The organism is Novosphingobium guangzhouense, assembly GCF_002896965.1.
GTDB classification, from domain to species: Bacteria; Pseudomonadota; Alphaproteobacteria; order Sphingomonadales; family Sphingomonadaceae; genus Novosphingobium; species Novosphingobium guangzhouense.
Window position 1 is genome coordinate 116906 of the sequence record NZ_LYMM01000095.1, and the last position, 21927, is coordinate 138832.

Annotated in this window: 18 protein-coding genes; 8 read left to right on the forward strand and 10 right to left on the reverse strand. The window is 65.2% G+C overall.

Features of this window, described 5'->3' with window-relative positions:
- Positions 1-33: 33 nt before the first annotated feature.
- The 7 genes from A8V01_RS26475 (at position 34) to A8V01_RS26505 (ending at position 8090) form a co-directional block, all read left to right on the forward strand.
- The gene (locus tag A8V01_RS26475) at positions 34-582 is read left to right on the forward strand and encodes a hypothetical protein (protein WP_103099217.1); all 549 of its coding nucleotides are present in this window, start codon (positions 34-36) and stop codon (positions 580-582) included.
- Positions 583-709: 127 nt separating this feature from the next.
- Complete coding sequence (rplQ, locus tag A8V01_RS26480) at positions 710-1132, forward strand: 50S ribosomal protein L17 (RefSeq protein WP_103099218.1); 423 nt, start codon at positions 710-712, stop codon at positions 1130-1132.
- Between the two features lie 217 nt (positions 1133-1349).
- Entirely contained in the window at positions 1350-3482 is a 2133-nt protein-coding gene (locus tag A8V01_RS26485) for a prolyl oligopeptidase family serine peptidase (RefSeq protein ID WP_245892846.1), read from the forward strand.
- Positions 3483-3569: 87 nt separating this feature from the next.
- Positions 3570-4166, forward strand: a complete 597-nt coding sequence (locus tag A8V01_RS26490) for a hypothetical protein (protein ID WP_103099220.1) — start codon at positions 3570-3572, stop codon at positions 4164-4166.
- Positions 4167-4331: 165 nt separating this feature from the next.
- Positions 4332-5927 (forward strand): class I adenylate-forming enzyme family protein, encoded by a 1596-nt coding sequence (locus tag A8V01_RS26495; RefSeq protein ID WP_146037397.1) that lies wholly within the window; start codon positions 4332-4334, stop codon positions 5925-5927.
- A gap of 89 nt (positions 5928-6016) precedes the next feature.
- Complete coding sequence (locus tag A8V01_RS26500) at positions 6017-6850, forward strand: IclR family transcriptional regulator (protein WP_103099222.1); 834 nt, start codon at positions 6017-6019, stop codon at positions 6848-6850.
- 190 nt (positions 6851-7040) lie between these two features.
- Positions 7041-8090 (forward strand): phosphotransferase family protein, encoded by a 1050-nt coding sequence (locus A8V01_RS26505; protein WP_245892847.1) that lies wholly within the window; start codon positions 7041-7043, stop codon positions 8088-8090.
- Here the strand turns inward: A8V01_RS26505 and A8V01_RS26510 are convergent.
- Positions 8087-8722: a trimeric intracellular cation channel family protein gene (locus tag A8V01_RS26510; protein ID WP_103099224.1), complete on the reverse strand. Its 636-nt coding sequence runs from the start codon at positions 8720-8722 to the stop codon at positions 8087-8089. The two genes, A8V01_RS26505 and A8V01_RS26510, sit on opposite strands and share 4 nt — an antisense overlap.
- Positions 8723-8811: 89 nt before the next feature.
- On the opposite strand from A8V01_RS26510, the gene A8V01_RS26515 reads away from it, so the two are divergent.
- Positions 8812-10113 (forward strand): cytochrome P450, encoded by a 1302-nt coding sequence (locus A8V01_RS26515; protein ID WP_103099225.1) that lies wholly within the window; start codon positions 8812-8814, stop codon positions 10111-10113.
- Positions 10114-10117: 4 nt separating this feature from the next.
- On the opposite strand, the gene A8V01_RS26520 is transcribed toward A8V01_RS26515, so the two are convergent.
- The 9 genes from A8V01_RS26520 to mdh form a co-directional block, all read right to left on the reverse strand.
- The gene (locus A8V01_RS26520; RefSeq protein WP_103099226.1) at positions 10118-11080 is read right to left on the reverse strand and encodes a quinone oxidoreductase family protein; all 963 of its coding nucleotides are present in this window, start codon (positions 11078-11080) and stop codon (positions 10118-10120) included.
- Positions 11081-11185: 105 nt separating this feature from the next.
- Positions 11186-11929: a TorF family putative porin gene (locus A8V01_RS26525; RefSeq protein ID WP_103099227.1), complete on the reverse strand. Its 744-nt coding sequence runs from the start codon at positions 11927-11929 to the stop codon at positions 11186-11188.
- Positions 11930-11964: 35 nt separating this feature from the next.
- Positions 11965-12408: a hypothetical protein gene (locus A8V01_RS26530; RefSeq protein WP_103099228.1), complete on the reverse strand. Its 444-nt coding sequence runs from the start codon at positions 12406-12408 to the stop codon at positions 11965-11967.
- 111 nt (positions 12409-12519) lie between these two features.
- Entirely contained in the window at positions 12520-13998 is a 1479-nt protein-coding gene (locus tag A8V01_RS26535) for a DUF4403 family protein (RefSeq protein ID WP_103099229.1), read from the reverse strand.
- A gap of 120 nt (positions 13999-14118) precedes the next feature.
- Entirely contained in the window at positions 14119-15516 is a 1398-nt protein-coding gene (gene lpdA, locus A8V01_RS26540) for a dihydrolipoyl dehydrogenase (protein WP_103099230.1), read from the reverse strand.
- 115 nt (positions 15517-15631) lie between these two features.
- Positions 15632-16849: a 2-oxoglutarate dehydrogenase complex dihydrolipoyllysine-residue succinyltransferase gene (gene odhB, locus A8V01_RS26545; RefSeq protein ID WP_103099231.1), complete on the reverse strand. Its 1218-nt coding sequence runs from the start codon at positions 16847-16849 to the stop codon at positions 15632-15634.
- 8 nt (positions 16850-16857) lie between these two features.
- Positions 16858-19707, reverse strand: coding sequence for a 2-oxoglutarate dehydrogenase E1 component (locus tag A8V01_RS26550; RefSeq protein WP_103099232.1), 2850 nt, complete (start codon positions 19705-19707; stop codon positions 16858-16860).
- A 200-nt stretch (positions 19708-19907) separates the two neighbouring features.
- Positions 19908-20798 (reverse strand): succinate--CoA ligase subunit alpha, encoded by an 891-nt coding sequence (gene sucD / locus A8V01_RS26555; protein ID WP_103099233.1) that lies wholly within the window; start codon positions 20796-20798, stop codon positions 19908-19910.
- Between the two features lie 136 nt (positions 20799-20934).
- A complete protein-coding gene (gene mdh, locus A8V01_RS26560; RefSeq protein ID WP_103099234.1) occupies positions 20935-21897 on the reverse strand; it encodes a malate dehydrogenase in 963 nt (320 codons plus the stop codon).
- Positions 21898-21927: the final 30 nt, after the last annotated feature.

Sequence of the window (21927 nt, forward strand, 5' to 3'; positions counted from 1 at the left end):
TGCGCCGGATCGCTTTGCGATTAGGTTCGGATCATGCAGGACGTGGAAGCGATCATCGAGAGAGTGCGCAGGCGTTCATTGCTGTGCGCCGCCGGTATTATTGTAGCCGTATTGATAACATGTATGCTGTCAGGCGCTGCACTACTTCAACCCGTGCTTTTGGTGGCGATTGCCATCCCGATCTGGGATTGGATATGGTGGCGCAGGAAGCGCGAATTCGCCATGCTGGTACCTGTCGAAGAGTGTCTGGCGTGGCAACGCGAGGATGAGCGCGATGCGCTGTTTGCCAGCAAGCCGGCACAGTGCTTGGGGGCCATCCTGATGGTGGGCTGCGCAATCGGATATCTGCTAAGCGGTTGGTACACGGGCGAGGTCTACGTATTCGGATTGGTCCTTCCTGACGATACATTGCGGGTCGCAGATGCCCCCGTCGGATATTGGCTCTGGATGGGGATGTGGATTGTGATCCTGTGCGTAGGATTGCGTGCGGCGGCGCAGACCATGTTCCCGCGAATGATGGGCCCCCCGCGCAGCTTCGATGGCTACTGGCTTCGGTGCGACGGCTTGACGTTCAAGCCTTGACTCGCTCGCCGTTTTCGTATTGAGGGCGCGCTTCACACGTAAGTGAACCGGCTATGGGCGGTGGCCGTACCACATCGCCCGGCAGGCAGTACCTTGAACGGCTGTCTGACGAACCAAGGAAGAGAACATGCGTCACAAGTATGGCCAGCGCAAGCTGCAGCGTACCTCGGGCCACCGCGCCGCCCTGCTGCGCAACATGGCCGCCGCGCTCATCAAGCACGAGCAGATCCAGACCACCACGGCGAAGGCCAAGGAACTGCGTCCCTACGTCGAGAAGCTGATCACGCTCGCGAAGAAGGGCGGCCTGTCGAACCGCCGCCTGGCGCACGCCCGCCTGATGGACGAGACCCAGGAAAAGAAGCTGTTCGAAGTCCTCGCCGAGCGTTTCGCCGGTCGTGACGGCGGCTACACCCGCATCATCAAGGCCGGTTACCGCGCTTCGGACGCTGCTCCGATCGCGATCATCGAACTGGTCGACCGCGACGTGGACGCCAAGGGTCAGGATTCGGGCCCGGTGACCACCGACGCCGAGGAATTCGTCGAGGCGTAAGCCGCACGGCGTCCTCGAAAGGACAAGGAAAGGCGGTCGCGGACTTCGGTTTGCGGCCGCTTTTTCTTGCGCGTCGTCCGGCTAAGGTCGATGTAACGGGCTTATGACAAGGACAGGGTCGGGAGGACGTGTGAAAGCTGGAAGTCTGCGGGGCGTGGCGGCGATCTTGCTGTCAGGCTTGTTCTCGGGGGTGGCGACGCCCATCTGGGCTGGGCCTATGACAGATATCACGTATCCCGAGACCCGCCGCGACACCGTCGTTGAAACCCATTTCGGCGAGCAGATAGCCGATCCCTACCGATGGCTGGAGGACGATGTGCGCCATGCGCCGGAGGTCTCCGACTGGGTCAGCCGCGAGAACGCCGTCACCGCGACATACTTGTCCACGCTGCCGCAGCGCGAACGGTTTCAGCGCCGTATCCGCGCCTTCATGGACTACGAGCGGTTCGGTATCCCGGTGAAGGGCGGCGGCAATTACTTCTACACGCGCAACACGGGTCTGCAGAATCAGGCGCAGCTGTTCGTGCGCAGCGGCCTGAACGGCACGCCGCGCCTGCTGCTTGACCCCAATGCATGGGCCAGGGACGGCGCGACCGCGCTGGATTCGTGGGAGCCGTCGCAGAAGGGGCGCTATCTGCTCTATTCCGTTCAGGACGGCGGCAGCGACTGGCGTATCCTGCGGGTTCTGGATGTGAAGAGTGGAAAGCCGCTGGAAGACGAAATCCGCTGGGCCAAGTTCACGACGCTGGCATGGGTGGGTGAAGAGGGTTTCCTCTATTCGCGCTTTCCCGCGCCCGAGGAAGGCGCCGCGTTTCAGTCCCTCAACTACAATCAGGCGGTCTACTTTCATCGTATCGGCACATCGCAGGACGCCGACGAGCTTGTCTATGCGACGCCCGACGTGCCCGATCTGGGCCATGTTGCCGAAGTGACGCAGGACGGCCGTCTTGCACTCATCACCAGCCATGTCGGCACCGATGCGCGATACGAAGTGCGGGTGATCGATCTGTCGAAGCGCAAGCGCGCGGGATGGAAGGCGGTCCCGCTTGTCACCGGCTTCACGGATGACTGGAAACTGGTCGAAGGGGCCGGGCGCAAGCTTTGGTATGTGACCAACAAGGACGCGCCGCGCTATCGCCTTGTGGGCATCGATCTTGATGCGCCAAGTCCGCAATGGAACCAGATCGTTGCCGAACGCGAGGATATTCTGGAGCGCGCGGGCATCGTGGGCGATCGGCTGATCCTCAACTACATGCGCGATGCGGCGAGCCACGCGGAAATCCTTGCGCTGGACGGCAGTGCGGCAACCACGCTTTCGCTCAACGGCATCGGGACCGCATCGGGCTTTCGTGGGCGTCCCGGCGATCCGGAGACGTTTTACGCCTTCACCAGCTTCAACTGCCCGGCATCGATCTATCGGATGGATCTTGCGACGGGGACAACCACGCCCTTCGCGACGCCCAAGATGTGCTACGATCCGGGTGCCTACGTGGTCGAGCAGCGCTTCTTCACCTCGAAGGACGGCACCCGTGTGCCGATGTTCATCGTGCGCAGCCGTGCCGTGGCGCGCGCAAAACAGCCGGTGCCGACGCTGCTCTACGGCTATGGCGGTTTCGACGTATCGCTTACCCCCGGCTTCTCGGCGACGCGGATGGCCTGGCTGGAGGCGGGCGGGGCCTTTGCAATGGCCAACCTGCGCGGCGGCGGGGAGTACGGGCGCGCGTGGCATGATGCGGGACGACGCGAGAACAAGCAGAACGTCTTCGACGATTTCATCGCGGCGGGCGAGTTCCTCGTGAAAGAGGGCATCGCAAAGCGGGACGGGCTGGCGATCCAGGGTGGTTCCAACGGCGGCTTGCTGGTCGGCGCGGTGGTGAACCAGCGGCCGGACCTGTTCGCGGCGGCGGTGGCGCAAGTGGGCGTCATGGACATGCTGCGCTTCGACCGCTTCACCGCCGGTCGTTACTGGACCGATGACTACGGCCGCCCCGATCAGGAAGCCGACTTCAAGGTGCTGCGCGCCTATTCGCCGTATCACAACATCCGTGAGGGCGCGCATTACCCCGCGATCCTGGTGACGACGGCGGACACTGACGACCGCGTGGTGCCGGGGCACTCGTTCAAGTACACGGCGGCGCTGCAGCACGCTGATCTTGGCGACAAGCCACGCCTTATCCGCATCGAGACACGCGCGGGTCATGGCTCCGGCAAGCCGACCGACAAGGCGATCGAGGAGGGCGCGGACATCCTTGCTTTCGTGGCGCAGTGGACCGGGCTGAAGCTTCCCGCCGAAACCAGCGTGGCACAGGCCGGTGGCGCGATGGGAGGATCTGCCGGGGCAAAGCCGTGAAGCGGTTCATGCATAGGACAGCATGAGCAGCGTATCGCGCTGGTACTGGGCGGCGCGGACCGTGCGCGCCGGATAGGGTTTCTTCCGATGAAGATGTTGCGTTCGCGTACCGCCGTTTCCCTTGCCGCCATCGCGGCATTTGCGGTTACTGCCACGCCGGTCATGGCGCACGGCCCCAGAGGAGACTGGAGAGGTCATCGCCACTATCGCGGCGGTGGCATTGACGGCGGTGATCTGCTGGCAGGTCTGCTTGTGGTGGGCGGCGTTGCTGCGATCGCATCGGCAGTCAGCAAGGATAGGGCCGACAGCCGTGACGCGGAGCCGGCGCCCTACCGCTACCCCGGCGGTCCTCAGGCCGATGATCACGGCGATGACGATGCGGGCTACGACCCGCAGCCCTCTGATGATGATCGCGGGATGGCGCCTTATCCGGGCGGACCTGTCAGCGGGCAGGACCGTGTGGACAATGCGGGCATGGGCGGCTCGATCGGCATGGCGGTGGATGCCTGCGAGGCGGAACTGGAGCGCGCCGGCAATCGCGTCGATGCCATCAATGGGGCGCGCCGCATGGGCGAACGCTACAGCGTCGAAGGGCGCTTGCAGGACGGGCGCCCGTTTGCCTGCAGCGTTGACGGGGAAGGACATATCCGCTCGGTCGCCGTAGACGGGCGTGGCATGACCTGATGAAACGCCGGTACGGTATCGGCCGGGCGTAGCGCCGGAGCGTTGCCTTCAGGCTGATTTTCCGGAATATCGACTCTTAGTTTGAAATGGCGAACCGTTTGGGCGGTCGCCTTTTGCAGTGCAGGGCCGATTCAGCCCCGCACGGCCGAGAGGAGAGCCGCGATCGTGAGCACTGAGGCTATTCCCGCAACGTTGGGCGCCGGGCCCGCAGATACCTGCGAAGATTCCGGAGCCGGTCTGCCGTCTCAGGCAGACACGTTCACCCGCTTCATCCGTGCCGTTGCGGCGCTCCACGGCGATGCCGTTGCCGTCACGCTGGAGGACGACGGGCATGTGCTTGCGTCCATCACTTATCGCGATCTTGATGCCCGCTCTGCGCTGCTTGCGCGCGGATTGCTGGCGCGCGGGATCGGCAAGGGTGCGCGGGTCGGGTTCATATATGGCAATGGTCCGGACTTCGCGGTGATGCTGGCTGCGATCAGTCGGATCGGTGCGGTGGCGGTACCGATCAGCACCATGATCCGCGCCAATGAGCTGGTACGCGTGCTGCGCCAGTCCGACGTACAGGGCCTGATCGTCCAGCGCACGATGCTGGGCAAGGACTATGTGCAGCGTATCCTCGAAGCGCTGCCCGAACTGGATGGGCAGGAAAGCGGCGCGCTGCGCGTGTCGCGGGCGCCGTATTTGCGCTGGGTCGTTTCCGATGGGGAAGGGCTGCCCCCCTGTGTCGCCCCGGTTGACTGGCTGGCGCAGGCCGCCGGGACCGTCACCGAAGATCTGCTGCGCGAAGTCGAGGCAGAGGTCCATTCGACCGACCAGATGGTGGAAATCTACACCTCCGGCTCGATGGCGCTGCCCAAGGGGGTGCGCCACGCCCATGGGCCGGTCTGCTTCCGCAGCCACACCATGAGCGAAATGATGGGCTACGGGCCCGGCAAGCGGGTGCCCTGCATCCTGCCGATGTTCTGGGTGGGCGGGCTGTTGATGTACCTTGTGCCGGGGCTGGAAGCGGGGGCAACGGTGGTCTGTGCCGAGCGCACCTTGTCCAACAGCCGTTTCGCCATGGGTTCGGTGCTGGCCGAAGAGGATCTTGCGGCGATGCGCGGGCCCAAACCCTGGTGGGGGCTGGGCATGAGCGAAACGCTGGGCCCCTATTCGTGGGGCGATGACTTTCGCGCACCGGGCCGCCCGGTCTGTGCGCCGATGGATCATTTCGGTCCGGGCTACGAAATCCGGATCGCCGATGCCGAAAACCGCCCTGTCGCACCTGGCGAGGTGGGGGAGATGCAGGTGCGCGGCTATCCGGTGGCGATCGGCCTGCACAAGATCGATCGGGCAGAGCACTACACGCCAGACGGGTACTACCGCACGGGCGACATGTGCATGGTTGAAGACCGCCCCGAAGGCCGGCGCGTCCACTTCGTCGGGCGTGGCGGCGACATGATCAAGGTATCGGGTTCCAACGTCTCTCCGGCGGAAGTGGAGATGGAACTGCAATCGCTCGATGGCGTCCACACCGCATATGTCGTTGGCCTTCCCGACCGTGAGCGCGGTGCGCTGCTGGTGGCCGCGGTGATCGCACGGGAGGGGCAAGAACTTGATTTTGCGGCGACGGAAGCGGAATTGCGCCGCCGCTTGTCCAGCTACAAGGTTCCGCGTGCATATGTGCCGCTGGGGCGGGATGAAGTGCCGTTGCTCCATTCCAACAAGGTGGCGCGCCGCGAACTGGCGCGGCTTCTGGAAGAACGACTGGGCCGATGACCCGGTTCGCTCTAATGAACAGGCGTGTCTATTGACGAACCGGGGGCTTTGCCAATACGCCATGCCGGTTCGAAATAGCGAAAGCAGCCATGTCGCGTTCCTCTCCCGGTGTCGCCCGCGTGGCGGCCATCCTCAACTTTATCGCCGACCACCCCGGACAGGCGTTCGCGCTGACCGATCTGGTGCGGGCCCTGAAGTTGAGCCGGGCTACCTGCCATGCGCTGCTGACCGGCCTTGTCGATGTCGGCTATCTCTATCGCACTACTGACAAGACATACGTGCTTGGCCCGGCGCTGGCGGCGATCGGGCGGACGGCGGCGGCGCATTTCTCTCCGTTGCAGGTGGCGCAGCCCGAAATGCGCAGCATCGCCGATGAATTCGACGTCGTCTGCGGGGCCTACTTCCTCGAAGGTGACGTGATCCACTTGCGCGAACGGGCGGCGTCGCTCAGCCACATCGGGTATCCGGTGCCGCTGGGCACGCGCATGCCGCTGCGCTGGATACAGGCGATGACCTTCTTCGCGCGATCCGCCCGCGATGCGGACGCCTGGGTTTCGCGCGCGGACCCGCCGCTGGGGGACGAGCAACTGGCTCAGTTCCGCGCCGGTCTGGGCTTCGTGCGCAGCAATGGCTATCTTGCCCTGCTGCGCCGTCCGGGCAGCGAAGAGGAACTTGGCGTCCGGTCCGGCACCGAAGACCCGCCGGTCGTGCCGCTGCTGGAGCCCGATGCACAGCGGGTCTATCCGCTGGTGGCGCTGATGGCGCCGATCTACGACAGCCGCAACCGGGTCGTCATGGCGCTGGTCATGGCGGGCTTCCACGGCGGCCTGAACGGCGGGGCCGTGTCCGATGCCGGCGGCCGACTTGCCGAAGCCTGCGCCCGAATCTCCGGTTTCCTCGCAGGAGGCGGGGAGGGCGAGTGATACTCGCCGCCCGGAGCTGAACGGGCGGATATCGGCGCCTTCTCTTCAATCCTCCGCTACCCGTAAATCCCGCCCGGGCGAGGTGCGCCTCGCTTGACCGGGCGTTGTTGTGCGCATATCAATTATCGCGAAAAGAAATTCGCGATGTCGAACTTATGCTGCGCAGGCATCGCCGGGAGGGAGATAGGCTGTGTCTGATGTGATCGTTGCCCCCGAAACGCGGGATCTGGCAGAACTGGCAGTGCGGCTCGAACGCTGGCTGCAGGGGCGCTTGCCGGAGGCGACGGGGATTGCCGTCACCGACCTTGCCTATCCGCGTGGTGCGGGGCAGAGCCACGAAACGGTGCTGTTCGACGCGCACTGGACAGAGGGCGGGAGCGCGCGGCAACAGGGCTGCGTGGTCCGCATCAAGCCTCGGGCGTTCACCGTCTTTCCCGACAATCTGTTCGACGAACAATACGCAATCATGAAACTGATGGCGGATGAAGGGCTGGTCCGCGTGGCGCGCCCGCTGTGGTTTGAAGAAGACCCGGCGATCCTCGGCAATTCGTTCTTCGTGATGGAACGGAAGCGGGGGCGCGTTCCCGTGTCGATCCCGCCCTATGCGCGCGAAGGCTGGTTGCACGATGCCACGCCTGACCAGCGGCGGACCTTGTGGCGCAGCGCGGTGGAGCAACTGGCTGCGATCCAGCGTGTGCCGGTGGACCGGGCTTCGTTCCTCGGTGGTGCGGGCGCGGCTTCGCGCGGGCTGGCGCAGGAATGGGACAAGTACCAGCGCTTCACCGCCTGGCTGGAGGAAGTCGCGCCTCAACCGGTCCTGCGTGATGCGCTGGCACGGCTTGAGGGGGCATGGCCCGTCCACGATCCGGAAGGCATCGTCTGGGGCGACGCACGCATCGGCAACATGATGTTCGACGACGATTTCCAGGTCGTCGCGGTGATGGACTGGGAACAGCCCTCGCTCGGCGGGGCTTTGCACGACCTTGCGTGGTTCTGCACGCTTTCTGAAACGATGCACGGCCGCAGTTCAACTCACGGCGCCTACCTTGAAGGCATGGGCACGCGCGAGGAGACGATCGCGTTGTGGGAGGAGGTCAGCGGCAAGTCGGCGGCGGGCCTCGAATGGTATGAAGAATTCACCCACTTCAAGATGACCTGCACCGGCGTCAGGCTTGGCCAGCTTCGCGGCACGGCAATGATGGATGAAGCAGCGATGAGGCGGCGCCTGAAGGTGGCCTAGTGTGCGCTCTGGTCGTCCTCGCCGGGGTGAAGCGGCAGGCCGAGCGACCAGTGGATCGCCGCACCGCGCAGGCCGAACCCGGCAAGGACGGCGATCGCCCAGGTCAGCGCCGGTGAAAGGCCGGCGGTGATCCCCAGACCCGCCACCCCCGCTGCAAGGGCTGCTGCGGTGACGTATAGTTCCGGGCGCATGAGGATAGAGGGCTGGCCCGCCAGCACGTCGCGCACGATGCCGCCGATGCAGCCGGTGATGACGCCCATCAGCACGGCGGGCACGGCCGGAACACCCCAGTGCAGCGCCTTGATCGTGCCGAATACGGCATAGACGGCAAGGCCCAGCGCGTCGGCCCATTCCAGGATGTGCCCGCGCCACCAGCGCACGGGGGTGAACCACGCCAGGATCGCCACGCCAAGGCAGACCGGCGCGACGAGCCGGTCGTGCACCCAGAACACGGGGGCGCCGATCAGCAGGTCACGCAGGGAACCGCCGCCCACGCCGGTGATCAGTGCGAAGAAAGCCACCGTTACAAAAGTCTGGCGCATCTGCGCGGCGGCCAGCGCGCCGGTCAGGGCGAATACGGCGATGCCGATAAGGTCGAGCGCAGGGGGCAGGGCGGGCGAAGGCGGGATCATCGCCAAGCTCCTAGCACGTTGTCCCGCGCTTGACCCATCGTCAAATTGCGATACACAAAGGATCATAAAATAAGAGCGGGAGCATACGCGTGTCCTACGAGAAAGCTGACTGGTACACTGACATCTCGCTGGTGGACGATCCCCACGCCTATTTCGACTACTTGCGCGCCCTGGGGCCGGTGGTGCCGCTGCCTCATCGCGGCGCGGTGGCGGTAGTGGGCTATGAGGAGACGGTGCAGGTGTCGCTCGACACCGAACATTTCTCGGAAATCAACGGCGTCACCGGCGGAATGGTAGACCTGCCCTTCGTGCCCGAGGGGGACGATATCGGCGACCAGTTGGAAGCCCATCGCAGCCGCATCGCCTTCGCAGACCAGATCGTGTGCGAACAGGGCGCGCGCCATGCCGATCTGCGATCCATCCTGTCGCGGCTTTTCACGCCCAGCCGGTTGAAGCAGCTTCAGCCGCAGCTGGCGGCAACGGCAGAGGGGCTCATCGACGAGTTCCACAAGGACGGGCGCGTCGATATCGTGCGGCAGTACGGCGGACCTTACGGGGCGCTGGTGATTTCCGACCTGCTTGGGCTGTCTGAAGCCACGCGCGCGCGCTTTCGCAGGCTGCTGGAAGGGGCGATCCCGGTGCCGATGGACGCCACGCCTGAAGAGATGATGAAGAACCCGCTGGTGCCGGTGGGCAAGGAACTGTTCGGCCTGATCGCCCGCCGCCGCATCGCGAATCATGCGCTGATGCGCCCGTTGCGCGCTTTGCTGGCGCAGGAGGATATCCTCAACGAACTGGCGCAGGCGACTTATCCGGACGGATCGAAACCCTCGCTCGTCGATGTGACGGGGCTGGCGGCGTTCCTGTTCGGGGCGGGGCAGGATACCACCAACCGGCTTCTCGCAAACGGCTTCAAGGTCATCGCCACGCGCCCCGATATCCAGGCAGAACTGCGCCGCGATCCGACGCGCATTCCCGATTTCATCGAGGAACTGCTGCGCTATGACGGATCGGTGAAAAGCGCGGGGCGCCTCTGCCGCAAGACAACGGTGCTGGGCGGGGTGGAGATCAAGGCCGGTACGCCGATCCTGATGAGCCACATGGCCGCCAATCGCGACCCGGCGCGTTTCCCCGATCCCGGCCGCTTCGACATGGACCGTCCGCGCATCAAGGAGCACCTTGCCTTCGGTCGCGGCGCGCATACCTGCATCGGCGCCCCGCTTGCCCGGCGCGAGGTGGCGGTCAGCATCGAACGGCTATTGGCGCGCATGGGCAATATCCGGCTGTCAGAAGAGCACCACGGCCCCGAAAATGCACGCCGGTTCGAATACGAGCCGACATATGTGCTGCGCGCGCTGCGGGCGCTGCACCTTGAATTCGACCCGCTGTAAGACGTCAGACCCGCATCACCACGCGTCCGAAGGGGTGTCCTTCCGCCACGAAGCGATGCGCCTGCACGGCATCGGCCAGTGCGAATTCGCGCTCGATCGGCATCGCCAGATCGCCCGTGTGGACCCGCGTGAAGAGGTCCGCCAGCAGGGCATGGACGCGCGGGGTGTGCATGTCGCGGCCAAAGGAAATGCCGGTGACCTGCATCGCCTTGCGGATCAGTTCGAAGAACCCGAAGCTGGGGAGCGTGCCCTCTGCCGCGCCGACGACCGCATAGCGGCCATGCCCGCGCAGTGCGTCGACCAGAGCGTCCTTGCCTGCTCCCCCGGCCAGGTCGAGCACGAGGTCCACGCCCTTGCGTGCGGTGATATCCCGGCATCGCCCGGCGATATCCTCTTGCCGGTAATCGATGCCGTGGGTCAGGCCGAAAGGCGCGATCCGGGCAAGGCGTTCCAGGCCGGAGGCGGTGCCGATCACCGTTGCGCCTGCCTGTGCGGCCAGTTGCACGGCGGCCAGACCGACGCCGCCCGCCGCGCCTTGCACCAGCACGGTTTCGGCTGCGGTCAGCGCGCCATACGTGAACAACGCGTCGTAAGCGGTGCCGAAGGCGATCGGCACCACGGCCGCCAGCGCAAGGTCCATACCTTCGGGCACCGGATAGGCGTAAGTTTCGGGCACCGCGAAAAGTTCGGCATGGCTGCCGTTCCAGTTGAAGCCGACGACGCGGTCTCCGGGCACGAAGCGCGTCACTTCCGCGCCCACGGCCAGAACCGTGCCTGCCGCCTGATAGCCGGGGACGAACGGCGTGCGCGCGGGGGGCGTGTGGATGCGGTTGAGCAGGTCGCCGCCTTCGATCGAGATGACTTCCACCCGGATCAGCACGGTCTTCGCGTTGACTTCGGGATCGGGCTGGTCCCCGAAGTGCATGACTTCGGGGCCGCCGTTCTCGGTGTACCAGACTGCCTTCATCGCGTGCTCCCGTCCATGTCGCCCCATCCTGCCAGGCCCGTCCTGCCACTACGGGCACGGGGCGCGCATCTGGTCAATCGGAGAGGGCGGCAGGTGCCGTCAGGGTCAGGGCGTGAAGCGCAAGTAGGCCATCACGCGCGAGCCATAGTGCCGATCCGTCCAGCGCGAGAGGGGATCGACTTCGTCCGCGCCGATCGAGGTGCCCGAATAGCGCAGGCCCGCCGCAATGTTCGCGTCCGTATACTCCACGCCGAGATGGTGATCGAGGTAATCGCCGCCGGGACGCAGCCGGGCCACGCGCGGATCGCCGTTGGACGAACCGCTGGTGTGGCCGATCCCGCCGTAAAGCGTCACCGGGGTGCCCGGAATGCTCGCGGAAAGCTGGGCGTCCAGATAGAGGTTGCTGCCGCCGACGGCATCCTGCGAAGGCGCGAAGGCAGCACCGACGACCAGTTGCGCCGGGCCGAGCGTGCGGGCGACTTCACCGGTCAGTTCGACGAAGCTGGTGCCCGAACGTCCCACGAAGACATTGCCGCGCAGGCCCGCGCTGAAATCCCAGCCATTGCTGCGCAGGGTGTAGCGCGGAGCCACCGTCAGTCCGAGGTCGGCGCCGCCGTGGCGGGCGGAATCGCGCAGGCTCACCGCATCAATGTCGATGCCGAGATCGTAGGACAGCGGAACGGACGCGGAGGCGCCGATTGCGGCCTTGCCGTCGCTCCAGCTCAAACCGCGTTCGCGGTGGTCGGTTTCGGCTTCGAAGGAGATGGTGGGGGCTGCCGATTGCGCGTGGGCATCGGCAAAGAAGAGGCCGCCGCATGCCGCGACGGCCAGACCTAGAAGATATCGCATTGTGTTGAACTAGCAGCCTTTATCGTGCCTGTCCGTCAATTCGCGGCGAAATGATGCGCGGCGTCGATGGCGGCAATGGCGTGTTCGCGATCGGCGCCTGCCGCCTTGGCCAGATGGGCTGTGATGGCAGGCGTCTTGTCATCGACCAGACGGGCAAGCTGCGCGTCGCGGCTGCGGCAGTCGCCGGGCAACTGCCGCGTGAAGGTCTCGGCGCCGGGGATGCTGGCGGCAAGCGCGTGGCCGCCATCGGCGATGATGCGCTCTACGGAGACCTTCGCGGTCATGACGCAGCGCTGCGTGCTCTGGCGGGTGGGCGGGGCGATGCCGATGGTGCGCATGCTCGTTTCGACGCGGGCGCGGTAGTCGACGCTGTAGGTGCTGCCACGGTGCTCGATCGCGACGCTGTGGACGGGCGTGGGCGTTACGGCCGCGGGAGCAACAGCGGCGGCGGCGACAACGGCGAGAGCAAGCAGGCTCATAAATCCTCCCAATTATGCCTAAATATTAGGTAATGATGCACAATCCTTGTGCATCTTCAGGTAGGGGGGAAGTGCTGCCGGTTTGTTGCCCAAGCGTGATGATGTCTTTTCTCAATCCTTTACCGTGATCGATGCGGTGCCATCGGCCCACACAGGAAGGTAAAGCCCCCGCCCGGCAGCAGTGATGCGCCCGGTCTGCGTTTTCGTGACTTTCGCGCGAATGACCAGATCACCCTCGCGCTTGTCTTCAATCGCATGAGCGATCTTGCCGAGCAGTTCGGCGTAGTCATTCTCGAAATTCTGCGCCAATGCGCCCGCGATCGTCGCGCTCATGCCGGGCGTGTTGGCAAGGCGCAGGATCAGGTCGCCGCCGCGCATGTCGGTAGTGCCGCTGACCTCGAAGTTTTCGAAGCCGACACGGCGCGAATCCCTGGCATTGACCGGCGTGCCGGTCATCCAGACGGTGCCCTTCGTGCGACCGAGCCGCCCGGCTTCGTCGCGCGCGGTGAAGGTGGCGCCCACGGCGATGCGACCGCCGGTGGTGCCGTAGATCGTGACCTTGTGGAAGTCGGCGCGAACCGGACCGACGCCGGGCACCGTGAAAGGGCGCGCGGAGCGCTTGCGCAGGGCCTTGACCAGCACCGGTTCCAGTTCGCGGTAATCGGCGATGACCGGGATGAAGAAGGCAAGACGCCCCGCCTGCGCCTCCAGCGGGCGCACCGGCGGTAGCGGGGCGGGCGCGGGGTCTTCCGGCCGCCTGCCGACGAACGTCTCAGTCTGCGCCTTGAGACCCAGCCGCAGCAGCAGCCGCTTGCCGTCGATCTCGTAGCCGCCATACTGCAGTTCGGTGGGCTTCACCCGCATCCAGACCGGCGGATTCTCGCGGTTCAGGGAAAGCGTGGTGAAGGCCGATTTCCAGGCCTGCTCTACCTGACGGCGCAATTCCAGCCTGCCCAGCTGCCCCGGCAGATCGCGTTCTAGCCTGGCGATGATGGGGGCGATCTTGCGGTCCGCCTGCTCGGTGAAGTCGATGCGCTGGCCGAGAAATTCGGCGTGTGGCGCATTGGTCCAGTCATAGCGGATGTCCACTGTTCCGCGAGGGGTCCAGTCTTCGGCGAGGGTGATGCGCACGGTGGCGTGGGCAGTGGCGTCTGCCGTCGCGGTTTCGCGCTTGAGCACGCCGCCGATATCCTCGGCGCGCAGTTCGGCATGCAGCGGCAGTGTCAGGCGGATTTCCTTGCCGTGTCCGGCGAACGTCATCGACCCGCGCGTGACTTCGCCGATGATCCGGCACTTGAGCTTGGGCGTCTTTAGCGTGGCGATACCGATATCGACTTCTTTCGATTTCACGCAGGTCTGGTCGGGCTTGTCGATCGTCCACAGCACGCGGGGGATTTCGCGGTCGAGCGAGGCGGCAAGTTCGGAAAGGTCGGCGTGGACCGGCACGGTGATGAGCGATGCCTGCGGTTCGAAGTGGATCGCATCATTCGCACGCGGCGGCGGCTCGTGCAGCCCGCGATTACAGGCGGAAAGCGCCAGTGAGCCGGGCAAGGTGATCGCCAGGACCGGCAAGATATTACGCAACGCCATGCGTGGAACGCCCCGTGGAACCATTGTCGCGCAGAAATACGCGAGCACCGCACTCGGTTCCCCATACGAAAAAGGCCGGCGCTTCCCGCACCGGCCTCTTCGTTCAGCATTGCCGCCCGATCAGATGTGGATCGGCTTGCCGGTAACGGCCATCGCCGCTTCCTTGATCGCTTCCGAGTGAGTCGGGTGAGCGTGGCAGGTGTAGGCGATGTCTTCGCTGGTCGCGCCGAATTCCATGGCCTGCGCTGCCTGCGCGATCATGGTGCCCGCGACCGAGGCGATGCACCACACGCCCAGCACGCGGTCGGTTTCGGCATCGGCGATCACCTTCACGAAGCCGTCGGGCTCGTGGTTGGTCTTCGCGCGCGAGTTGGCGAGCATCGGGAACTTGCCGACCTTCACCGCGCCGCGTTCCTTGGCGGCTTCTTCGGTCAGACCCACGCCCGCGATTTCGGGCTGGGTGTAGACGACGCCGGGGATGACATCGTGGTTCACGATGCCGGTGAGGCCGGCGATGTTCTCTGCAACCGCGATGCCTTCGTCCTCGGCCTTGTGCGCGAGCATCGGGCCGGGGATCACGTCGCCGATGGCCCACACGCCGTCCACCTTGGTGGCGAAGTCGTGGTCGGTTTCGATCTGGTTGCGGGCGTTCAGCTCAAGGCCGATGTTGCCGAGGCCAAGACCTTCGGTGTTCGGACGACGGCCGATCGAGACGAGGACGACATCGGCCTCGATCACTTCGGCGTCACCACCCTTGGCGGGTTCAACGGTGACCTTGGCGCTCTTGCCCTCCACGGTTACGCCGGTGACCTTGGTGCCAAGCTTCAGGGCCATGCCCTGCTTCTTGAAGATCTTGGACGCTTCCTTGCGCACGTCCATGTCCATGCCCGGAAGCAGCTGGTCGAGGAATTCGACCACGGTGACTTCCGCGCCGAGACGACGCCACACCGAGCCCAGTTCCAGACCGATCACGCCGCCGCCGATGACGACCATCTTCTTGGGCACCGAAGCCAGTTCCAGCGCGCCGGTCGAGTCCACGACCACGCCGCCTTCGTTGTCGATTTCCACGCCCGGAAGCGGGGTGACCGACGAGCCGGTGGCGATGACGATGTTCTTGGCGGTCACGGTCTTGCCGGCAACCTCGACGCTGTGGGCGTCCTTGAACTGGGCGTAACCCTTCAGCCAGTCGACCTTGTTCTTCTTGAACAGGTATTCGATGCCGCCGGTCAGGCCCTTGATCGCGTCGATGCGCTGGCCCTGCATGGTGGGCAGGTCAAGTTCAGGAGTAACCTTGATGCCCATCGCCGCCATGGCGCCGCCCTTGGCCGCTTCGAAGTATTCCGAAGCGTGCAGCAGGGCCTTGGAGGGAATGCAGCCCACGTTGAGGCAGGTGCCGCCCAGCGTCTCGCGCCCTTCGGCGCAGGCGGTCTTGAGGCCCAGCTGCGCCGCGCGGATCGCCGCGACATAACCGCCGGGGCCGGCACCGATGACAAGGACGTCGTAGTCGTAATCAGCCATTGTTGGCCTCCTCACGCTCGTGCTTTCGCACAATCAGGCACGAGCGGTAATAATCGTTTCAGCGCAAGTGAAAACCCCGCCCGACCTTTATCGGGGGCGGACGGGGCTTTTAATCTCAGAGGTCGATCAGCAGACGGGTGGGGTCTTCGATCGCTTCCTTGATGGTCTTGAGCGCGGTGACCGCCTCGCGACCGTCAATGATGCGGTGGTCGTAGGACAGCGCGATGTACATCATCGGGCGGATCACGATCTCACCGTTGCGGACGACCGCACGGTCCTCGATGCGGTGAAGGCCCAGCACTGCCGACTGCGGCGGGTTGATGATCGGGGTGGACATGAGGCCACCGAACACGCCGCCGTTCGAGATGGTGAAGGTGCCGCCGGCCATGTCGGCCATGGTCAGCGTGCCTTCCTTGGCCTTCTTGCCGAAGCCCGCGATGGCCTTCTCGATGCCGGCGAAGCCCAGCTTGTCGCAGTCCTTGACGACCGGAACGACCAGGCCGTTCGGGGCCGAGACGGCAACCGAGATGTCGACGTAGTCGTGGTACACGATCTCGTCGCCGTCGATCTGGGCGTTGACGGCCGGAATGTCCTTGAGCGCCAGGACCGAAGCCTTGGCGAAGAACGACATGAAGCCCAGCTTGATGCCGTGCTTCTTCTGGAACACGTCCTTGTACTTTTCACGCGCTTCGATGACGGCCGACATGTCGACGTCGTTGAAGGTGGTGAGCAGGGCGGCGTTGTCCTGCGCGGACTTCAGGCGCTTGGCGATCGTCTGGCGCAGGCGCGTCATCTTCACGCGCTCTTCGGTGCGGGCCGAGGCCGGAACCGAAGCGGCTGCGGCAGCCGGAGCAGCCGAAGCGGCCGGCTTGTTCTTGGCCGCTTCGAGGACGTCGTCCTTGGTGATGCGGCCATCCTTGCCGGTGCCCTTGATGGTCGCCGGGTCGATGCCGTGTTCCAGGATGGCGCGGCGAACGGCGGGCGAAAGCACCGACGAACCTGCCGAACCTTCGTCCGCTGCGGGGGCCGCTGCGGGCGCTGCAGCGGCAGCCGGAGCAGGCGCTGCGGCGGGCTTGGCGGCGGCAGGAGCGCCGGCGCCCTCTTCGATCGTGGCGATCAGGGCGCCGACGGTGACGGTGTCGCCTTCCTTGACGAGCTGCTGGCCCATGGTGCCCGCGTGGGGCGCCATGACGTCGATCGCGACCTTGTCGGTTTCGAGGCTGGCGATGGGCTCGTCAGCGGCAACGGCTTCGCCGGGCTGCTTGAGCCACTGGCCGATGGTGGCCTCGGCGACGGATTCCCCAAGGACGGGGACTTTGACTTCGGTGGTCATGATTTATCTCAAGCCTTCTGCTTGCGACGGAGTTCGGAACGGACGGAAAGATGCAGCGCGTCGGCAACCAGCGCCGCCTGTTCGGCGGTGTGGCGCTTGGCGAGGCCGGTGGCCGGCGATGCCGAGGCAGAGCGGCCCGCATAGCGCGGACGCGGAGCCTTGACGCCCGCCTCGACGGCGGCGGCTTCGACCAGCGGTTCGACGAAGAACCAGGAACCGTTGTTCTTCGGTTCTTCCTGGCACCAGACGATCTCTTCGAGGTTGGGCATCTTCGACAGACGCTTGGCCAGCGGTTCGCCCGGGAAGGGGTAGAGCTGCTCGATGCGGATGATCTGCGTGTCGTCGATTTCGGCGGCATCGCGCGCTTCGAGAAGGTCGTAGAAGACCTTGCCCGAACACAGCACGACGTTCTTGGTCGCTTCGTCCGACGAACCCTTGGGGTCGGAGAGGATGCGCTTGAAGTCGCCTTCGAGGAAGTCCTTTGCCGCAGACTTCGCCAGCGGGTGGCGCAGCAGCGACTTGGGCGTCATGATGACGAGCGGCTTGCGGAACGGACGGTGCATCTGCCGGCGCAGCACGTGGAAGTAGTTGGCCGGGCTGGTGATGTTGCAGACCTGGATGTTGTCCTGCGCGCAGAGCTGCAGGTAACGTTCCAGACGCGCCGACGAGTGTTCAGGCCCCTGGCCTTCGTAACCGTGCGGCAGCAGCATGACGAGGCCGTTCGCGCGCAGCCACTTGGACTCCGCCGATGCGACGTACTGGTCGATGATGATCTGCGCGCCGTTGGCGAAGTCACCGAACTGGGCTTCCCACAGCACCATGGTCTTGGGGTCGGCGCTGGCATAGCCGTACTCGAAGCCGAGCACGCCGTATTCCGACAGCGTCGAATCCAGCACCTCGAAGCGGCCGTGCGGCAGCGTGGTGAGGGCGACGTACTTGCTCTCGGTGGTCTGGTCGGTCCAGACCGCGTGACGCTGCGAGAAGGTGCCGCGACCGCAGTCCTGGCCCGACAGGCGAACGCCGTAGCCTTCCGAGACGAGGCTGCCGAAGGCGAGCGCCTCCGCCGTGGCCCAGTCGAAGCCTTCGCCCGACTTGAACATCTCTTCCTTGGCGGCAAGCACGCGGGCGAGCGTCTTGTGGACGGTGAAGTCCACCGGAACGGTCGTCAGGGTGCGGCCGAGGCTTTCGAACAGCTTGGGTTCGATCCTGGTGTCGACGTTGCGGCGCGCGGTTTCCGGGTCCGCAGGCTTGTGGAAGCCGCTCCACTGGCCCGAGAACCAGTCGGCCTGGTTGGACTTGTAGGTCTTGGCCGCCTCGAACTCTTCTTCCAGATGCGCGGTGAAGGACGCTTCGGTCTGGGCCAGGAACGCGTCGTCGATGACGCCTTCTGCCTTCAGCTTTTCACCGTAGATCTTCGACACCGGGGGGTGCTGGCGGATCTTCTGGTACATCAGCGGCTGCGTGAAGCCGGGCTCGTCGCCTTCGTTGTGGCCGAAGCGGCGATAGCACCACATGTCGATCACGATGTCGCGGCCGAAGGTCTGGCGGTAGTCGATCGCCAGCTTGCAGGCAAAGGTCACCGCAGCCGGATCATCGCCGTTGACGTGCAGGATCGGCGCCTGAACGCCCTTGGCGACGTCCGAGGGATACGGCGAGTTGCGCGCGAACTGCGGGCTCGTCGTGAAGCCGATCTGGTTGTTGATGATGAAGTGGATGCAACCGCCGGTGTTGTAGCCCTTCACGCCCGAGAGGCCGAAGCACTCCCAGATGATGCCCTGGCCCGCGAAGGCCGCGTCACCGTGGATGAGGACCGGAAGCACCTGCTTGTGCTTGCCGCCGGGGCCGATATCGTCGCCGATGTCGTCCGCGATCTGCTGATAGGCGCGGACCTTGCCGAGCACGACCGGATCGACGGTTTCGAGGTGCGAGGGGTTGGGCATGAGGCTCATGTGAACCTTGATGCCGTCGAACTCGCGGTCCGCCGAAGTGCCCAGGTGGTACTTCACGTCGCCCGAGCCGCCCACGTCTTCGGGGTTGGCGGTGCCGCCCGAGAATTCGTGGAAGATCACTTTGTAGGGCTTGGCAAGGACGTTGGAGAGGACGTTCAGGCGGCCGCGGTGGGCCATGCCGTAGACGATTTCCTTGACGCCCAGCTGGCCGCCGTACTTGATCACCGCCTCAAGGGCAGGGATCATCGATTCGCCGCCGTCAAGGCCGAAGCGCTTGGTGCCGACGTACTTCTTGCCGAGGAACTTTTCGTACTGCTCGCCGCGCACGACGGCCGAGAGGATCGCCTTCTTGCCTTCCGGCGTGAATTCGATTTCCTTGTCGGCACCTTCCATGCGTTCCTGGAGGAAGCGGCGCTCCTCCGTGTCGGCGATGTGCATGTACTCAAGGCCGACCTTGCCGCAGTAGTTGGCGCGCAGGATCTGCACGATCTCGCGCACGGTCGTCCATTCGAGGCCGAGCGCGCCGCCGACATAGACCTTGCGGTCCTGCGCGGCGCCGGCGAAGCCGTGGTATTCCGGCGTCAGATCGGCGGGAAGCTTGCGCTGGTTGAGGCCGAGCGGGTCGAGGTCCGCTGCAAGATGACCGCGCACGCGATACGTGCGGATCAGCATCATCGCGCGGATTGCATCGGCCGCCGCTTCGTCTATGCGGGACTGGTCGATCGGGGCACCGCCCTTGGCGGCCGCCTTCTTGATCTCGGCCTTCAGGACGGTGGGATCAAGTCCCTGCGTCCAGTCGTCCTCGGCATCGCCACCGACGAGGGGCCAGTTGCCGCGCTGCCAGCTGGGACCGGCCTGAACTTCGTCCAGTGCCGCGTCCGGGGTGAAATCGAAACTCTCGTCGCCCATAGGAATCACCTATCGCCACGCCCGGACGGGTCGTCCGGCGTCTTGTGTTGGGCGGGCTGACGGGGCTTTCCGGGGAGGGAGGGGGCCGCTAGTCCGCTCAGGGTACTCACGCCGGGACCGGATGCCCCATGCGCGTCATGGTAAGCGCTCCGGGGCGGCGGGGTTCCTTGAGAACCGCCGCCCCGTTGCACCTATTTGTTTCAGGCGAAGGCCTTGATGGCTTCCACCAGGGTCTCACCCAGCAGCGAGGGGCTGGACGACACCTTGATGCCGGCCTCTTCCATCGCCGCGATCTTGTCTTCGGCGCCGCCCTGGCCGCCCGAGACGATCGCGCCGGCGTGGCCCATGCGGCGGCCCGGAGGCGCCGTGCGGCCGGCGATGAAGCCCGCCATCGGCTTGCGACGGCCGCGCTTGGCTTCGTCCTTGAGGAACTGCGCCGCTTCTTCTTCGGCCGAGCCGCCGATTTCGCCGATCATGATGATCGACTTGGTGGCTTCGTCGGCCAGGAAGAGTTCGAGGACGTCGATGAAGTTGGTGCCGTTGACCGGGTCGCCGCCGATGCCGACTGCGGTGGTCTGGCCCAGGCCCGCTGCGGTGGTCTGGAACACGGCTTCATAGGTGAGCGTGCCCGAGCGCGAGACGACGCCGACCGAACCCTGCGAGAAGATGTTGCCCGGCATGATGCCGATCTTGCATTCGTTGGGGGTCAGGACGCCGGGGCAGTTCGGGCCGATCAGGCGCGACTTCGAACCGACGAGCGCGCGCTTCACCGGCACCATGTCGAGAACGGGGATGCCCTCGGTGATGCAGATGATGAGTTCCATTTCGGCGTCGATCGCTTCGAGGATCGCGTCGGCGGCGCCGAACGGCGGCACGTAGACGCACGATGCGGTGGCGCCGGTCGCGGCCTTGGCTTCGTGGACCGAGTTGAACTGGGGCAGGCCGAGGTGCTCGGTGCCGCCCTTGCCGGGGGTCACGCCCGCAACCATCTGCGTGCCGTAATCGAGAGCGGCCTGGGTGTGGAAGCTGCCCGTCGCGCCGGTCATGCCCTGGGTGATGACCTTGGTGTTCTTGTTAACGAGGATCGACATCGGTTTTCCTGTTCCTGATCATGGAAGCAGCCGGGAAGGCCAGGGAGGTTCCAAGAAACTATTTTGCCCCCGCGCTACCCACCATTGTGACAGGCTGCCACGCAGGACGGGTAGGCGGGGGCGGTATTCAAAAAGCTCAGGCGAGCGTGCTGTCGATGCCCTTGCAGGCGACCAGCAGTTCCTTGACCGCGTCGACCGAGACCTGAAGGTTCGACTTCGCTTCGTCGTCCAGGGTGATCTCGACGACTTCCTCGACGCCGTTCGCGCCGATCACTGCGGGCACGCCGACGTAAAGGCCGTCAACGCCATACTGGCCGTCGACATAGGCCGCGACGGGCAGGATGCGCTTCTGGTCGTTGAGGTAGGCTTCGGCCATGGCGATGCCCGAAGCGGCCGGTGCGTAGAACGCCGAGCCGGTCTTGAGCAGGCCGACGATCTCGCCGCCGCCCGAACGGGTGCGCTGCACGATCGCGTCGATCTTTTCCTGGGTGGTGCGGCCCAGCTTGATGAGGTCGGGCAGGCCGATGCCGTTGACGGTCGAATACTGCACGACCGGGACCATGGTGTCGCCGTGGCCGCCGAGCACGAAAGTGTTCACGTCGCGGATCGAGACGCCGAATTCCCATGCCAGGAAGGTCGAGAAGCGGGCCGAGTCCAGAACGCCGGCCATGCCGACGACCTTGTTGTGGGGCAGGCCTGAGAATTCGCGCAGCGCCCAGACCATCGCGTCGAGCGGGTTGGTGATGCAGATCACGAAGGCGTCGGGCGCGTTGGCGGCGATGCCTTCGCCGACCGACTTCATCACCTTGAGGTTGATGCCGAGCAGGTCGTCGCGGCTCATGCCGGGCTTGCGGGCGACACCGGCGGTGACGATGATGACGTCTGCGCCGGCAATGTCGGCGTAGTCATTGGTGCCGGTGATCTTGGCGTCGAAGCCTTCGACCGGGCCGCACTGCGAGAGGTCGAGAGCCTTGCCCTGCGGGAGACCTTCGGCCACGTCGAACAGGACGATGTCGCCCAGTTCCTTCTGCGCCGCGAGGTGCGCCAGAGTGCCGCCGATGTTGCCGGCGCCGATGAGGGCAATCTTCTTACGAGCCATGATCCGTTCGTGTCCTTCCCGAGGGCGGGA

Coding starts and splice junctions, on each gene's coding strand:
- A8V01_RS26475 (WP_103099217.1), top strand. CDS start 34: ATGCAGGACGTGGAAGCGATCATCGAGAGAGTGCGCAGGCGTTCATTG.
- rplQ (WP_103099218.1), top strand. CDS start 710: ATGCGTCACAAGTATGGCCAGCGCAAGCTGCAGCGTACCTCGGGCCAC.
- A8V01_RS26485 (WP_245892846.1), top strand. CDS start 1,350: ATGACAGATATCACGTATCCCGAGACCCGCCGCGACACCGTCGTTGAA.
- A8V01_RS26490 (WP_103099220.1), top strand. CDS start 3,570: ATGAAGATGTTGCGTTCGCGTACCGCCGTTTCCCTTGCCGCCATCGCG.
- A8V01_RS26500 (WP_103099222.1), top strand. CDS start 6,017: ATGTCGCGTTCCTCTCCCGGTGTCGCCCGCGTGGCGGCCATCCTCAAC.
- A8V01_RS26510 (WP_103099224.1), bottom strand. CDS start 8,722: ATGATCCCGCCTTCGCCCGCCCTGCCCCCTGCGCTCGACCTTATCGGC.
- A8V01_RS26520 (WP_103099226.1), bottom strand. CDS start 11,080: ATGAAGGCAGTCTGGTACACCGAGAACGGCGGCCCCGAAGTCATGCAC.
- A8V01_RS26525 (WP_103099227.1), bottom strand. CDS start 11,929: ATGCGATATCTTCTAGGTCTGGCCGTCGCGGCATGCGGCGGCCTCTTC.
- A8V01_RS26530 (WP_103099228.1), bottom strand. CDS start 12,408: ATGAGCCTGCTTGCTCTCGCCGTTGTCGCCGCCGCCGCTGTTGCTCCC.
- A8V01_RS26535 (WP_103099229.1), bottom strand. CDS start 13,998: ATGGCGTTGCGTAATATCTTGCCGGTCCTGGCGATCACCTTGCCCGGC.
- lpdA (WP_103099230.1), bottom strand. CDS start 15,516: ATGGCTGATTACGACTACGACGTCCTTGTCATCGGTGCCGGCCCCGGC.
- odhB (WP_103099231.1), bottom strand. CDS start 16,849: ATGACCACCGAAGTCAAAGTCCCCGTCCTTGGGGAATCCGTCGCCGAG.
- A8V01_RS26550 (WP_103099232.1), bottom strand. CDS start 19,707: ATGGGCGACGAGAGTTTCGATTTCACCCCGGACGCGGCACTGGACGAA.
- sucD (WP_103099233.1), bottom strand. CDS start 20,798: ATGTCGATCCTCGTTAACAAGAACACCAAGGTCATCACCCAGGGCATG.
- mdh (WP_103099234.1), bottom strand. CDS start 21,897: ATGGCTCGTAAGAAGATTGCCCTCATCGGCGCCGGCAACATCGGCGGC.